This window comes from Nocardia sp. NPDC059240 (assembly GCF_042753865.1).
In the GTDB taxonomy this organism is placed as follows: Bacteria; Actinomycetota; Actinomycetes; order Mycobacteriales; family Mycobacteriaceae; genus Nocardia.
In genome coordinates, this window is the sequence record NZ_JBHZAC010000003.1 from 488,416 (window position 1) to 502,857 (window position 14,442).

Consider the following 14,442-nt stretch of genomic DNA (forward strand, 5'->3'; position numbering starts at 1 on the left):
TACCACCCCGGTACCGGCCGAACGGAGCGATAATCCGGGTCGGGCGAGAAATCGCTTGCGGCACAGGCCGACAAGGGGTGGTTGGGGAGTATGACCGATGAACGCGAGGATCGGCGCGGGGAGGAGTTGCCGCGGGATGTGTTCGCTCAGCAGCTGACCCAGCTCTGGGTGTGCGCCGGCAATCCGACACTGCAGAACGTGACCGAGGCGGCCAACCGCATGGTTCGTTCCACCGGCGGCACCTCCGCGAAACGCCTTACTCTGCAGCGCATCAGCGATTGGCGCGCGGGCCGCAATCTGCCCGCACGTTTCGACGCCGTACGGCCCGTATTGTTCGTCCTGATCGAGAAGTCCAGGCACGCATCCGGCCCGACACCGAAGCCGCTGCTAGACCTCAATCATTGGCGGCAACTGTGGGTGAGTGCCCGATCGTGGACGCCCGATTCCGACTGTCCCTATCGGGGATTGGAGCCGTACCGCCCCGAGAACGCCGGCCTGTTCTTCGGGCGCGATCGTGCCACCGGCGAGCTGACCGCACTCGTGCGCTCGACGGGCGCGGAGGGTGGCGGCATCGTGGTGCTCGTCGGGGCATCAGGCGCGGGCAAGTCCTCGCTGCTCGCCGCCGGGTTGATCCCCGGTCTCGGCTCGGACTGGCAGATCGTCTCCGGCACACCGAGTTCCCCACCCGAGGGGGCGAGCCTTCCAGAGGCCGGGCAGCGCGTCCTCATCGTCGATCAGTTCGAGGAACTGTTCACGACCGGCCTCAGCGAAGCCCGGCAGCACGAGTTCCTCGCCGAGCTACAGCGCGAGGCCACCTCCGGCGCCATCGTGGTGCTGGGCCTACGCGCCGATTTCTTCGCACGCTGCCTCGAATATCCGGCCCTGGCGCACGCACTCGCCCACCGCAGCCACGTGCTGGGGCCGATGAGCGAGCCGGAGCTCACCGAAGCGATCACTCGGCCCGCACGATCGGCCGGCCTCAAACTGGAGCCGGGCCTGGTCGAGCTGATCATCGCGGAGCTCATCGGGCTCGGCGGCCGCCATAGGGGTCATGACGGATCCGGCGCCCTGCCACTGCTGTCGCACGTCATGGCCACCATGTGGGACCGTCATGACGGAAATCGGCTCACAGTCGCCCGGTACCGAGCCGCGGGCGGAGTGGCCGGCTCGGTGGCCAAGACCGCACAAGACGCGTGGGAACGGCTCGGCCTCGCCGAGCGGGACGCCGCCAAGGACATGCTGCTCGCCTTGGTCACCGTCGGACGCGACACCCGCGACACACGTCGATACGTCGTGGCGGCCGAATTACTCACCCGCACCACGGATCCCGACGCCGCCGTCACGGCCCTGGAACAGCTGGCTCGTGCCCGGCTGATCACCATCGACGCCGACTCCACCGCGCTAACGCACGAGATCGTGATCGACGCGTGGCCCGTACTGCGCGGTTGGATCGAGGCCGACCGCGCCGGCCATCTGGTACGTCAGCGGGCCGAAACCGATGCCGCGGAGTGGATTTCCAACGGTCGCAGCCGGGCCTTGCTGTACCGCGGTGCACGCCTCGCACAGGCCCGCGAGTACCGCCGCGGCCTGCCCGCCGCGGCGGGTGAATTCCTCTCCGCCGCACTGCGAGCCCGACGTCGGCGGACCTGGGCGCAGGCCGGACTCGCAGCGACGCTGGTCGTACTGCTGGTGGCCACACTGACCGGCTACTTCAACACCAGGATCGCCAATGCGAAGAAGGATGCCGGGTTCTTCGCGACCGTGCTCAGTGATGCCGATCGACTGCAGAGCAGCGACCCGACATTGTCGGCGGAACTCGACGTGCTGGCACAACGGTTGCAGCCCGGCAGTCTCGACGCACGCTCACGCCTGATCGGAAGCCAGAGCCTGCCCCTCGTGTCGGCTTTCAACGACCGCGCCAACTCCGCGACGCACGACACCCTTCCGATTCTGGCCTACCTCGACAACGATCTGCTCGCCGTCAGCCGCGACGACGATCGGAGCATCGACCTGTGGAACACCACCAAGCCCAGTGCCGTGGTGGCGGCAGCACCGGCGATCACCGACCACTCCGATGTGGTGACAGCCCTCATCGCCCATGGGACGCTGTTGATTTCGGGCAGCAAGGATCACACCGTCCGAATCCGTGATGTCGCGGATCCGACCCGGCCACGCCTGATCGACGTTATCGACATCGGCGTCCCGGTCGTCGACCTGGCGATTTCCCGCGATGGTCACACCCTCGCGATCGGTGATGCGCACGGAGCCGACCTCTTCGACCTCGGCAATCCTGTATCGCCGCGGCGCCTCCCCCTCCGATTCCCGGTCGACGGCGAACTCGCCGCGCTGTCGTTCGTCAGCAACGGCCGCACACTGCTGACCAGCGAGCGGGCGAAGCCGAGTTCCGTCACCGAGATGCGCACCCTACTGGCGTGGAATACCGATCCCGCACAGGGCATTCCGCACAGCACCCAGCTTGCTCGATCCAGTGATCAGCGAACGTTCGTCGGCCCGACGGACAATCTCGTGGCAATCGCCGATAACCGCACGGACAGCACAACGAAGGTGGTGGACAGCGACGTGCGGCTACTCCGCATCGACGATGCCGACCATCCGGTACAGGTGGCTGCGCCGTTCAGCGTGGCGTCGGTGTACTACCTGATCGGACTGGCGTTCAGCCCCGATGGCCATACCCTGGCGACGTTGACCAGCTTCGGTACGAGCTTCTGGAATCTGTCCGATCCCGCGACACCGACGAAACTCGCCACCGCGACTTTGACGGGCGCCGACACGACGTGCCCCCGGGCCCCGGCCGGGCATCGCTGCAAGTATGTGCCGCAGAGTCTGCGCTTCAGCCCGGACGGCCGACTGCTGACCATCGCCTACGAGGATGGTTCAGTGCAGCAGTGGTCGATGCCGCCTGCCGTACTGTTCGGACAATCGGGCCAGGTACGACCGACTGTGAGTGCCGATGGCACCCGGATGCTGACGACCGCCCCGGGAGCGGACGCCCATATCTGGGATGTTCACGACCCTGCGGCGGTGCGGTTGCTCGGAACCATCACCAAGCCCGACTTCCGGATGCCCGGTCTCGCTGTCGCCGCCCTGCCCTCCATCAGTTCCGATGGCCGATTGGCCGGCCTTGTCATCGACGGCGCGATGACGCTCCTCGACATCTCCAACCCCGCGGAACCTCTTCCGGTGCACCGATTCCCGGATGCCGTCGGGATGGCGTTCGCGGTCGATCGGCCACTTCTCGCGACGGTCTCGGCGCTGCCGCCGAGCTTTCGCCTGTGGAATGTCTCGGACCCGAATCACCCGGTGCCGCTGGGTATCCCGACATACATATCGATCTCTCCGAGCATCGGTGACACCGGCTTGCAGGAGGCCGCCAGCCGGGACGGCAAGGTCGTCGTGGTGCTCAGCGACAAGCTGATGGTGTGGGACGCCCTGATGGAGCATCCGGGCCCGCCGGTGGGAACGACCGCTGTCGACCGGACCGGTGATGGTGCCGGCCTCGCGGTCAGCCCCGATCATCGGACCGCGGTCACCGCCGTGGATTCCGGCATGGCGCTACGGTGGGACATCAGCGACCCGAAGAATATCGCGCCACTGGGTGACCCCCTCCGCGTGAGCGAAAACATCGTCGCCTCACTCGATATCAGCCCCGACGGCCGGTTCCTGGCGACCGGCGGCACGGATTCCACCGTACGGCTGTGGACCTTCACCGATCCGGCGCATCCGCAACCTTACGGCCGCTCCCTCACCCCGTCGGACTCGATGCCCTGGCAAGTAGCGTTCCACCCGCGGGCGGGGTATCTGTTCGGCGGCGGCGACAACGGAGCGCTTCGGGTGTGGGATCTCGACCCTGACCACGCGGTCGATCGTGTCTGCGGCCTGCTCGGCTCACGCATCGACGCCGATCTCGCCGATCATTTTCCCGGCGCCGCGCTCCCCCGCGTGTGCTGAAACTGTTCGTCAAGGCAGCCGATACTCCATGGCGAACGAAATCGACTGCCGTAGAGCCCCTTCGGCATCGTCGACGAGGTTGTGGTCACCACCGTCGAGGGTGAGGATCCGGACCTGCACCGGGCCGACACCGTAGGTTTCCAAGGTACCCGGATGGATGAAGCCGGCTCCCGGGTCCGTGTGCTGTACGGACAGCGGAGCCGGTGGCCGGGGATCGCTCGCACCAAGCGCCAGTTCGTCAGTCCCGAGCCATTGATTCAACGCCATCCGGCCGATGGGAACACTGCTGAAAGGATCCTCACTGTCCTCCACCATGAACACCGGCAGTGGGCGCGCCCGCGGACCCATCTCGGCAAACGCTGCGGTGCCTGTGAGGTCGGTGCCACCGCGATACGCGCCAGTGCAGAGGACATCGAGGGCCGCGAACAGATCCGGGTAGGCCGCACCCAGTACGGTCGCCATCAACCCGCCCCCTGAGTGTCCGGCGACGTAGACCCGCCGCTTGTCCAGATGCATCCCCGCCAGCACGGTCCGCGTGATACCGGCGAGGATCGAGGGCTCGCCCGCATCGCGATGCTGGTTGGCGGGGTCGAAAGAGTTCCAGCAGCCGAGCGGGTTCGCCGCCATCGGTTGAATGGGCTCCACGAACACGAAACCGAGTTCCCGAGCCAGCCTGCCGAACATGCTCGCACCCATGTTCTCGCGGATATTCGGTTCGTCGCCCTCGATGTCGGTGCAACCGTGCAGCCAGAGGACCAACGGCAGTCCGGCGGTGTCCCCCGGCGGCGAGTACACAAAATAGTGCCGGGTCCCCGCGGAATTGCCGAAGTCCGCCTCGGCGGTAACTCCGTCCGCGCTTGCGCGAACAGTCGCACCGATTGCCATCATGATCACGAAAATTGTTGCCGCAGTGACCCGTACGAGCAGCGGGCACCCCTGCCGGACCGCCTTCCCCACCCGAACAGCGTAGTTGCCCGAACGGCGGCCTGACGGCTTTTGCCATCACCGGGTCCGCAAGTTAGGTTACGCTCACCAAACATAGCGTGACTCGAGGCGAAGGTGGGTTTGTGGAGTTCTCTCGTCGGCGGTTCTTCGCGGCTTCCGGGGTCGGGGCGGCCGGGCTGGTTGCGGTTGCTTGTGGCGGGTCGGGGGGCAATGCGCGGGGTGGGGGCGTGTTGCGGGTCGGGGCGTTGGGGAAGTCGGCGAAGATCGAGCGGGATCCGCATCGGACGTTGAGTAATGACAGTGACTTTCTTATTGCCTCACTGGTTTTCGACGCGTTGACGGTGCCGGGGGCGAATCCGACTGTGGCGCCGCGGCTGGCGTCGGGGTGGACGCAGCTCGAGGATGCGCGTAATTGGCGGTTCACCATTGCGGCGGGGGCGCGGTTTCATGACGGGAGTCCGGTCGGGGCCGAGGATGTGGTGTGGTCGTTGCAGCGGCTGCGGGAGATCGCCGGGGAGACCAAGGTTCCGGTAGCCGGGGCGGACGCGATCAGCGCCGACGGGGTCGACGCGGTGCGGATCACGACGGCGTCGGCGAATCGGGATCTGCCGATGTTGTTGCGGCTGATGACCTTCGTCGTCAAGGCGGGCACCACGGACTTCACCAGCCCGGTGGGGAGTGGGCCGTTCCGGCTGGAGTCCTATCACGACGGCAATGCCCGGCTGGTGCGCAATGACGCCTGGCACGGCGGGGCGCCGCGGCTGGACGCGATCGAGGTGCAACGGTTCGAAAGCACCACCGCGCTGGCCAATGCGGTCATGGCGGGACAGATCGATCTGGCCTCCAATGTGGGTGCGGTCGCGGGCCGGACCGCGGCCGGACGCCGGGAGCTATCAGTGGTGCGGCGCGCGAACGACGTGGTCATCCCGATCGTGATGCGCACCGCGGATGGGCCTTTCGCCGATACCCGGGTGCGGACGGCACTGCGGCTCGCGGTGGATCGCGACGCCATGGTCAAGCAGGTCACCTCCGGCTACGGCAGCCCGGCCAACGATGTGCTGGGCACCGCGGACGCGAACTACGACACCACGTTGCCGAAGCGGGACCGCGATCTCGCCCGGGCCAGGACGCTGCTGGCGGAGGCCGGATTCGATACCGGCCGCACCTACCAACTGGTGACCAAGGACGAGGCGGTCGGCGAGGTCGACTCGGCACGCCTGTTCGCCACCCAGGTCGCGGAGGCCGGGGTGAAACTGGAGGTCGTGGTGCAGGACGCGAACGTCTTCTACGACCAGACCTGGCTGAAAGCCCCGCTCTACACCGCGAATTGGGGCACCAACGACTCGGTGATCTTCTTCGCCAGCAAGACCATGGTGTCCACGACGAAATGGAACGAGGCCGCCATCCACGACCCGGATCTCGATGCCGCCTACCTGCGTGCCCTCTCGGCCACCGACGACGCCGCCTACGCGGCGGCGAGCCGCGAGATCCAGCGCCTCGAATACGACCGAGGCGGCTATCTGGTGTGGGGCACCGCCGACGGCGTCGACGTCGCCTCGACCAAGGTGCGTGACCTGCCGACGCTGGCCGGGTACGGGCGTGTGCAACTCGAACGGACCTGGCTGGCCGGGTGACGATGTCGCCGAACGGATTCCGCCGGATCACACCGTGGCTGCGGCAGCTCACGCTGCGGTTGGCCACCCTGGTGCTGGTGCTGGGCGTGGTGTTCGCGACGGTCGCGGTGCTGCCGGGCGGCGGTGCCGGGGCGGTGCTGGGACGTGATGCGACGCCGGACCGGATCGCCGCGTACGAGTCGGCGCACGGCATGGATCGTCCACTGCCGCTGCGGTTCTGGTCGTGGCTGACCGGTCTGCTGGGTGGCGATCTGGGAACCAGCCTGCGCGGCACGGCGATCAACGAGATGCTCGCGACGAAGTTCCCGAATACGTTGCTGCTCGGCGGAACAGCGCTGGCGCTCACCACGATCGCGGCGATCACGGTGGGCGCGTGGTGGTTTCTGCGTCCGAAGGGTGTGGCGCGACTGCTCGACCCGATTACCACGTCCGCGGTGGCCGTGCCGGAGTTCGTGGTCGCCACGATGCTGGTGTTCGTGTTCGCCCTCGGACTGGGCTGGCTGCCCGCGGCGACGGTCACCGATGCCACCGGAACCCCCGACGTCGCGTCACTGGTGCTGCCCGTGCTGGCATTGGCGATTCCACAGTCGGCCTGGAACATTCGAGTCACCCGCGCCGCACTCGGCGAAGCCGCATCGCTGCCGCACGTGCACGCCGCCGAACTCGACGGGCTGCCGCCACGGCACATTCTGATCCGCCACGTACTGCCCGTCGCCGCGCCCACCATCGCCGCGTCGCTGGCGACCTCGGTCGGGATGCTGCTCGGCGGCACGCTGGTGGTGGAATCGGTGTTCAACTATCCGGGACTGGGCTCGGTGCTGGCGGGCTCGGTCACCGACCGCGACCCGGCCGTGGTCGCCGCCGTCGTCGCCCTGGCGGGAACCGCGATCACCGGGGTGCTGCTGGCGGCCGATCTGGTGCGCGCCTGGTCGCTGCGAGGGCAGCTGTGAAGGACTCCGCCCCAACGAGATTCGGTCGACGCGCGCTGTTCGGCGCGCTCGCGGCGGTGCTGCTGGTCGCGGTCGCGGGCCCGTGGCTGGCGCCGCACGGCGTGCACGACAGTCTCGACATCCCCTTCGCCGGGCCTTCGAGCGCGGCCCGGCTGGGCACCGATCATCTCGGACAGGATGTGACGAGCAATCTCCTCGCCGGTGGCTGGGGTCTGATCACCCTCGCAGCGGTGATCGCGCTCGCGGTGACCGGATGCGCGGCCGTGCTCGGCGCCACTGCGGCGCTGCGACCCCGATTGGGTGTCGTGCTGGAACGCCTCACCGACGCTTCGATGCTCGTCCCGCCCATCCTCGCGATGCTGCTGGTCATGCTGTCATGGCCGGGTTCCGGGACCATCGGGCTCGTCGTGCTCGCCACCGTGATCGGCACCCCGTACTCGGCGCGGGTCTTCGCCGCCGCGGCCGCGTCGGTCGCCGCCAGCGGATATGTCGAAGTCGCCGTGGCCGGCGGGGAATCGCTGCCGTATCTACTGACGCGCGAGGTGCTGCCGAATCTACGCCCGACCGTCCTCACCCAGCTCGGATTGCGGTTCGTCGAGGCCGTATACCTGGTCAGCACCGCGGCGTTCCTGCAGTTGCCCGCCACGCTGGGACAGACGAACTGGGCGATCATGGTGCGCGACAACAGCTCCGGCATCCTGCTCAATCCCTGGTCGGTGCTCGCACCGGCCGCGGCGATCGCTCTGGTCTCGATCGGCGTGGCCTGCACCATCCGCACATTCGAAGCTCGGGAGGGGACACGATGAGCGAACCGCCGGTGGTGCTCGACGATCTCGCCCTCACCGACCGCCGCACCGGGACACCGATCATCGACGGCCTGTCGATGTCGCTGGCGACCGGCACCGTCACCGCGCTCACCGGCGGTTCGGGGTCCGGTAAAACGACGGTCATGAAGGCGATGCTGGGCTGGCTGCCGGACACGATCGGGCACGACCGCGGCACACTGCGGGTGGCCAGCCAACAGGTACTCGGCCTCGACGCCGCCGACGTACGGGCGTTGCGGCGCAACCAGATCTGCTTCGCCGGGCAGGATCCGGGCTCGGCGTTGAATCCCACGCAACGGGTGCGGACCCTGCTCGGCGAGGCCGGGCCCGACGGCAAGTCGGTCGAGCGAGTGCTCACCCGGGTCGGTCTGGCACCGGCGCTGCTGCACCGGCGACCGGCGCAGCTGTCGGGCGGGCAGCAGCGTCGCGTCGCGCTCGCTCGCGCGCTGCTGCGGGACACTCCGATCCTGATCATCGATGAACCCTTCGCCGGTCTCGATACCCGATCTCGCGCAACCGTTTCCGAACTCCTGCGCGAGCTGGCGCAGCAGGGCAAAACCATCCTCGTCTCGGGGCACGACCTGACCACGCTGTACGCACTGACCGATAAGCACGTTCATCTCGGTCCCCGCAGGCAGGCGACGGCCGCCGTCACCCACACGGTTGACGAGTCGTCGTCTCCGAACCTGTTGACCGCCAGCGAAATCGGGCTCGATCGTGGCGGCCGCACGGTGCTCTCCGGCGTCGGCCTCGCCGCCCCGGGCGGATGCCTCACCGCCGTCCTCGGTGAATCCGGTGCCGGAAAGACCACGCTCGCACGGATTCTCGCCGGCCTGGAACCCACCGCGACCGGCAGCATGACCCTGCACGAGCGACCGGTCCCGCTGCCCGGACGTCGCCGCGACCAGCACACCCGCGCCCGCATCCAGCTGGTCCCGCAGAATCCGCTCTCCACCCTCAATCCCTGCCGCAGCATCGGCCAGATCCTCGAAAGACCGTTGACCCGCACCGGTATTCGCCGCCCGGACCGCGCGGCCGCGGTGACCGCCGCCCTGCACGCCGTCGAGCTGGACCCCGGCCTGCGCGCCCGCCGTCCCCATGAACTCTCCGGTGGGCAGCGCCAACGGGTCGCGATCGCCCGCGCGCTGGCCTACCGGCCCGATGTCCTGATCTGCGATGAGGTGACCTCCGCGCTCGATCCCGTCACCGCCGAGACGGTCATGGCGCTGCTGGCCCGCATCGCCGCCGACTCCGCCATCGCGGTCATCGTCATCGGGCACGATCTCGAACTGCTCGGACGGCACTGCCGCCACGGCATTCTCATTCACGAAGGCATCCGGGTCGCCGCCGGATCCGTGCCCGAACTCGTCCCGGCACTGTCGATCGCCCTACCCGCGACCGTGCCCGCGCCCGCCTCCGGCAAGAATTGACCTCATGGACGAAGCCGTCAGCAAGTATCGCGAAGGGATCGACCCGGCACAGCAACCGCTCTTCGATCGCCTCCATCGTCTGATTCTCGCCACGTGCCCCGACGCCGAGGTCACCATGGCCTACGACATGCCGACCTATCGGGTGGGAGCGCGTCGCCTCCATATCGCGTCCTGGAAACACGGGCTGTCGCTGTATGTCGCGCCCGCACGGGACGGCGGTTTCTCCGCACGCCATCCCGAACTGGCCTCGGGGAAGAGCACCATCAAGCTCACCTCTGCGGGCGCAGCGGATATCCCGGATGCGGAGTTCCAGGATCTGGTGCGCGCCGCGCTCATCGGTGTCGCCGATCGTGGGTAAACCGAATCGCAAGCATCGGGCGGCCAAGCAGCGGGCCAGATCCGGCGGGGCCGACTTCTCGAGCCTCGCCGGGACCGACGGTCGGGCACCGACCGCCGAGGACATCGGCAACGCGATCATGGCGGCCGCCATGGACGCCGCCCAGCGCGGGATACCCGGATCTATTGCCGGTGAGCCGGTGGTCGCGTTCGCCGTCCGGCTCGCTGCCGACGACCCGCTGGTCGGCGAGGTGGAACGCGGTGTGTCCCTGGCGGGTCAGCACCTCGTGACGCGGGCCTTCCACCATGGCTGGCTGCCCGCCGACATTCAGCAGGCAGCGCGCCGCCGGGTCGACGAGTTCGCGGTCGGCTTTATGATCGACACCATCGCCGGATACATGGCCCCCTTCGACTCCGCGACCGTCGACGAAACCTGGCTCGCTCAGCTCGGTGACCTGTCGGCGGAAGTCTGGTGGTCGGATTCGGCGGTGCATTTCGGGCAATGGACGGCAAAACACCTGCTGACCACCGCCGAAGCACTCGGCACCGTCATCGACGCGCTCGCACTGCTGATGCTGCTGCCCAAGCTGGAACTCATCCGGTCCTTGCCCGGCACCGCGCGCACGACGGTCGTCGTCCCCCACCACATCGACGAGAAGATCCTCGGTCGCGTACGCGGACTGCTCGCCAAGGCCGAGTCCACCTCCTTCCCCGAGGAGGCCGAGACCCTGTCGGCCAAGGCGCAGGAGCTGATGACCAAATACGCGCTGGACCGGGTGCTCGTCGACGCCGACCACGCCGTGCCGGATCTGCCCGGGGCCCGGCGCATCTGGCTCGACACCCCCTACACCGACGCGAAGGCCCTGCTGATCGACGTGGTCGCCTCGGCCAACCGCTGCCGCGCCATCTTCGCCTCGGCGTGGGGTTTCATGACCGTCATCGGAGACGACGCGGATCTCGATGCCGTGGAGCTGCTGTCCACCTCGCTGCTCGTGCAGGCCACCCGCGCGATGATCGCCGACGGCGACAATGCCGCCCGCACCGACGAGGCCCGCACCCGCGCCTTCCGCAAGGCGTTCCTCATCGCCTACGCCACCCGCATCGGCGAACGGCTGGCGGCCGCGACCGCCGCCACCATCGCCGAATCGCCGGAGCCACAACGACTCCTGCCGGTGCTGGCCTCCCATCAACTCGCCGTCGACAAGGCCTTCGACACACTGTTCCCGCAAGTCCGTAACCGCGGCATCAGCATTCGCAGCGCCGCCGGGTGGGACGCGGGCCGCGCCGCCGCCGACCGCGCACATCTCCAGCCCTGAAGATCGCGCCCAACCACGACATACGCGACGTCGCCGGGCCCTACACTCCGGCGATGTACGTTCTCAGCCTTACCGTGCACGCGATCCTGGGCGTCGCGGTGACGGCCTGGATCCTCCGCGAAAACCGTTCCGCCTTCGCCTCGACACGTGTCGGCCCGCTCGAACTCGCCTATTGGGCAGTCGGTTTCGCGTCGGTGGTGCTGGGCTGGTACTTCAACATCCGCTTCGTGCTCGAGTATCACCACATCGACCTCAACCCCCTGTGGGGCCCCGGCGCGAGCTGGACCGAATACGTCTACCTCATGTTCCCCAACTGGGCCGCCGACTCCGCGTCCCAGGACTACCTCTTCCTCAATGTCCTGGTGCTGCCGCTCATGTCGATCGCGGGCGGCCTGCGCCACCGCATCCCGAAACCCTGGCTGTTCTTCGTCGTCAGCCTGTTCACCAGCGCCGCATTCGGATTCGTCCTCTACCTCATCGTGGCCGGCCGCCGGCGCTCAGCGGGCGATCATGCGTAGCGGGAGGTGACGGATGCCGGTGTGGCGGCTGCTGCGGGTCCACTCGACCGGACCGGCCAGTTCGAAGGCGTCGAAACGGGCGAGGAGTTCCTCGAAGACGACCCGCAACTCCAGGCGGGCCAGGTGAGCGCCCAAACAGAAGTGGATGCCGTGACCGAAGCCCAAGTGCGGGTTGGGGTCCCGGTGGATGTCGAAGGTGTCCGCGTGCGAGAAGCGGCTCTCGTCGCGATTGGCCGACGCCTCCCAGACGAGGACCTTCTGTCCCGGCGTCAGGCGGTGCCCGCCGAGTTCGGTATCGCGGGTGACGGTGCGGCGTTTGGACGGCGACGGCGCGGTCCAGCGCACGATCTCCTCGACGGCGGTCGGCAGCAGTAGCGGATCGGCGCGCAATTCGGCCAGCTGTGCGGGGTTTTCGAGGAGCGCGAGCAGTCCGGCGGCGATGGCGTTGCGGGTGGTGTCCGAGCCGCCCGAGAACAGCAGATTGAAGAACGACCGCAGCTCCTCGTCCGAGAGTCGCGACGGATTCTCCTCGGGCATCTCGGCGTGCACGACCAGCGACAGCATGTCCGTGCCCGGATGCTCACGCCGCAAGGCGATCTGGGCGAGTCCGTAGCGGTAGAGCTCCTCCATCGAGGACTTCCGCAGCGGACTCATCGTCAGATAATCCTGCCCGCCGGGAATGTCGAAGACATGCTCGATGAGACCGAAGAGGCGATGGCGGTCCGCCTCCGGGATGCCGAGCAGGAAGCAGATCGCCTGCATGGGCAATTCCGCGGCGATCTCGGTCAGAAAATCGTGGTCCGCGCCGCTGACCACGGTGTCGAGCAACCGGCCGGTTCGTGCCCGCAGGTCTGCTTCGAGTGCGCTGATCGTCCTGGGCGTCAACCCTTTCGAGACCAGCCGCCGAATCCGGGCGTGGCGCGGATCGTCCATCATGTTCAGCACCACCCCCGACATCGGCAGATCCTGCAGCACGGTCCCGCCGTACCGCCGATTCCCGCCGGTCTCGGAGGAGTACGTGACCGGATCTGCCAGCACCGCCTTGGTTTCGGCGTAGGTCGCCACCGACCAGAAGCCCTCACCGTCGGGGGTGTGCGCGGTGGGTTCGTGCCAGAACACCGGGGATTGCGCGCGATGCGCGGCGAAGAGCTCGTGCGGGAACCCCGCGGCGAAGTTGTCCAGATCGGTGAGATCCATGGAGGAGAGCGACACTGCCATGTTCAACACGCTATACACGGCGTGCGCTCGCGGAGGGCGACTCGGTCGATCACCGATTCGGCGGTGCCGTGGATTCGCCTCCGCCACAACCGGATAGCGAGTTACCTACGCCACAGTCGCCGCAACCAAGCCACACCGACCAGCAGGTTTTCACTTCGGGCGGGTGCGTGATTCACGTTGTGACCGGCCGAGTCTTGACTCCGCTGAATCGAAATGATTCGATCTGAATCATCATGATTCCAGTGAATCGGCCCGCACAGGGCGCAACCGACGCAGCGGACACCGCTGCGAATCCGGTTGCGCACCAGTCGCGCCCGCGCCAGCAGTTGGGCGCGGAGCTGCGACGGCTGCGGGACATGGCCGGAATCTCCGGGCGGGAGCTCGCCAAGCGGGTCGGTATCAGCCAATCCACGCTGTCGCGGATCGAGGCCGGGCACGTGGTGCCCCCGCTACCCCAGGTGCTCGATTGGGCCAAAGAGGTTGGGGCCGAGGCCGATTGCCGGGACTCGCTACGCGCCCTCACCGAGGCGGCGCACACGCCCGAGGTGCACGACTGGGCAGCATCGCTAGCCCAGCGCCCGCATTTACAGGACGATGTGCGGGCCTTCGAGGAAGACGCGCACGTGGTGCTGAACTTCCAGCCCGCGCTGGTGCCGGGTTTACTGCAGACCGCCGACTACGCCCGCCGGGTGTTCGACACCTTCGATCCGCCCTATTCGCCCGATGCGCTGGCCGCCGCGCTCGCCGCCCGTCTGGATCGCCAGCGGGTGTTGTACGACCCGGCCAAGCGCTTCGAATTCCTCATTACCGAAGCGGCCCTGCGTTTTCGGCCCGGCCCGCATCGCGTGCTGCTCGCCCAACTGGACCGGATCATTTCGATCGAGACCCTCGATACCGTGGTCATCGGGGTGATTCCGCAGGATATCGAGGCGAGCAGCACGATCCCGCACGGTTTCGTCATCTACGAGAACGAGGACCACGCCCTCGCCTCCGCGGAACCGATTGTCGGAAACATGGTGACGCGCGGACCCGAACTCGTCGACACCCATCGTCGCCGCTGGGAAGCCTTGACCCGAATGGCCTTATTCGATACCGATGCGCGGGTATTTCTCGCCGAGCTGCGGGATGAAATTCACCGCATCGCAACCAACTGACCTGTTTCCAGCGGCCGCACGAGGGGTCGGCCGCATGTGGGGGTGGTGGTGGGGGGGGCGAGATAAGAGGGGGCACACCAGAACCGGTCAGGAACCGAAAAAAAATAAACCGCCCCCCCCCCCCCAAAAAAAGCCCCCCCCACGAGAG

At 67.7% G+C, this 14,442-nt stretch carries 11 protein-coding genes; 9 read left to right on the plus strand and 2 right to left on the minus strand.

Features of this window, described 5'->3' with window-relative positions:
* Positions 1-90 precede the first annotated feature (90 nt).
* Positions 91-3,969, plus strand: a complete 3,879-nt coding sequence (locus ACFXHA_RS12490; protein WP_379355871.1) for a hypothetical protein — start codon at positions 91-93, stop codon at positions 3,967-3,969.
* 9 nt (positions 3,970-3,978) lie between these two features.
* Here ACFXHA_RS12490 and ACFXHA_RS12495 read toward each other — a convergent pair whose 3' ends face one another.
* Complete coding sequence (locus tag ACFXHA_RS12495; protein WP_379355873.1) at positions 3,979-4,926, minus strand: alpha/beta hydrolase family esterase; 948 nt, start codon at positions 4,924-4,926, stop codon at positions 3,979-3,981.
* A 110-nt stretch (positions 4,927-5,036) separates the two neighbouring features.
* Here ACFXHA_RS12495 and ACFXHA_RS12500 point away from each other — a divergent pair, with 110 nt between their 5' ends.
* The 7 genes from ACFXHA_RS12500 to ACFXHA_RS12530 are packed head-to-tail and all read left to right on the plus strand — an operon-like array spanning position 5,037 to position 11,922.
* Entirely contained in the window at positions 5,037-6,548 is a 1,512-nt protein-coding gene (locus tag ACFXHA_RS12500; RefSeq protein ID WP_379355875.1) for an ABC transporter substrate-binding protein, read from the plus strand.
* 2 nt (positions 6,549-6,550) lie between these two features.
* Positions 6,551-7,498 (plus strand): ABC transporter permease, encoded by a 948-nt coding sequence (locus ACFXHA_RS12505; protein ID WP_379356663.1) that lies wholly within the window; start codon positions 6,551-6,553, stop codon positions 7,496-7,498.
* A complete protein-coding gene (locus ACFXHA_RS12510; protein WP_379355877.1) occupies positions 7,495-8,304 on the plus strand; it encodes an ABC transporter permease in 810 nt (269 codons plus the stop codon). The genes ACFXHA_RS12505 and ACFXHA_RS12510 overlap by 4 nt, the downstream gene beginning before the upstream one ends.
* Positions 8,301-9,752, plus strand: coding sequence for an ABC transporter ATP-binding protein (locus ACFXHA_RS12515; protein WP_379355879.1), 1,452 nt, complete (start codon positions 8,301-8,303; stop codon positions 9,750-9,752). Before ACFXHA_RS12510 ends, ACFXHA_RS12515 begins: the two co-directional genes overlap by 4 nt.
* Positions 9,753-9,756: 4 nt before the next feature.
* Positions 9,757-10,110 (plus strand): iron chaperone, encoded by a 354-nt coding sequence (locus tag ACFXHA_RS12520; protein ID WP_379355881.1) that lies wholly within the window; start codon positions 9,757-9,759, stop codon positions 10,108-10,110.
* Positions 10,103-11,404 carry a DUF2786 domain-containing protein gene (locus ACFXHA_RS12525; protein ID WP_379355883.1) on the plus strand — a complete coding sequence of 434 codons (1,302 nt, stop codon included), beginning with the start codon at positions 10,103-10,105 and terminating at the stop codon, positions 11,402-11,404. The genes ACFXHA_RS12520 and ACFXHA_RS12525 overlap by 8 nt, the downstream gene beginning before the upstream one ends.
* 53 nt (positions 11,405-11,457) lie before the next feature.
* A complete protein-coding gene (locus ACFXHA_RS12530; protein ID WP_379355885.1) occupies positions 11,458-11,922 on the plus strand; it encodes a DUF2834 domain-containing protein in 465 nt (154 codons plus the stop codon).
* Here ACFXHA_RS12530 and ACFXHA_RS12535 read toward each other — a convergent pair.
* Positions 11,902-13,146: a cytochrome P450 gene (locus tag ACFXHA_RS12535; protein WP_379356665.1), complete on the minus strand. Its 1,245-nt coding sequence runs from the start codon at positions 13,144-13,146 to the stop codon at positions 11,902-11,904. The genes ACFXHA_RS12530 and ACFXHA_RS12535 overlap by 21 nt on opposite strands.
* Before the next feature lie 236 nt (positions 13,147-13,382).
* Between ACFXHA_RS12535 and ACFXHA_RS12540 the strand changes: the two genes are divergently transcribed.
* A complete protein-coding gene (locus ACFXHA_RS12540) occupies positions 13,383-14,294 on the plus strand; it encodes a helix-turn-helix domain-containing protein (protein WP_379355887.1) in 912 nt (303 codons plus the stop codon).
* Positions 14,295-14,442 lie beyond the last annotated feature (148 nt).

Coding starts and splice junctions, on each gene's coding strand:
- ACFXHA_RS12515 (WP_379355879.1), top strand. CDS start 8,301: ATGAGCGAACCGCCGGTGGTGCTCGACGATCTCGCCCTCACCGACCGC.
- ACFXHA_RS12520 (WP_379355881.1), top strand. CDS start 9,757: ATGGACGAAGCCGTCAGCAAGTATCGCGAAGGGATCGACCCGGCACAG.
- ACFXHA_RS12530 (WP_379355885.1), top strand. CDS start 11,458: ATGTACGTTCTCAGCCTTACCGTGCACGCGATCCTGGGCGTCGCGGTG.
- ACFXHA_RS12490 (WP_379355871.1), top strand. CDS start 91: ATGACCGATGAACGCGAGGATCGGCGCGGGGAGGAGTTGCCGCGGGAT.
- ACFXHA_RS12505 (WP_379356663.1), top strand. CDS start 6,551: ATGTCGCCGAACGGATTCCGCCGGATCACACCGTGGCTGCGGCAGCTC.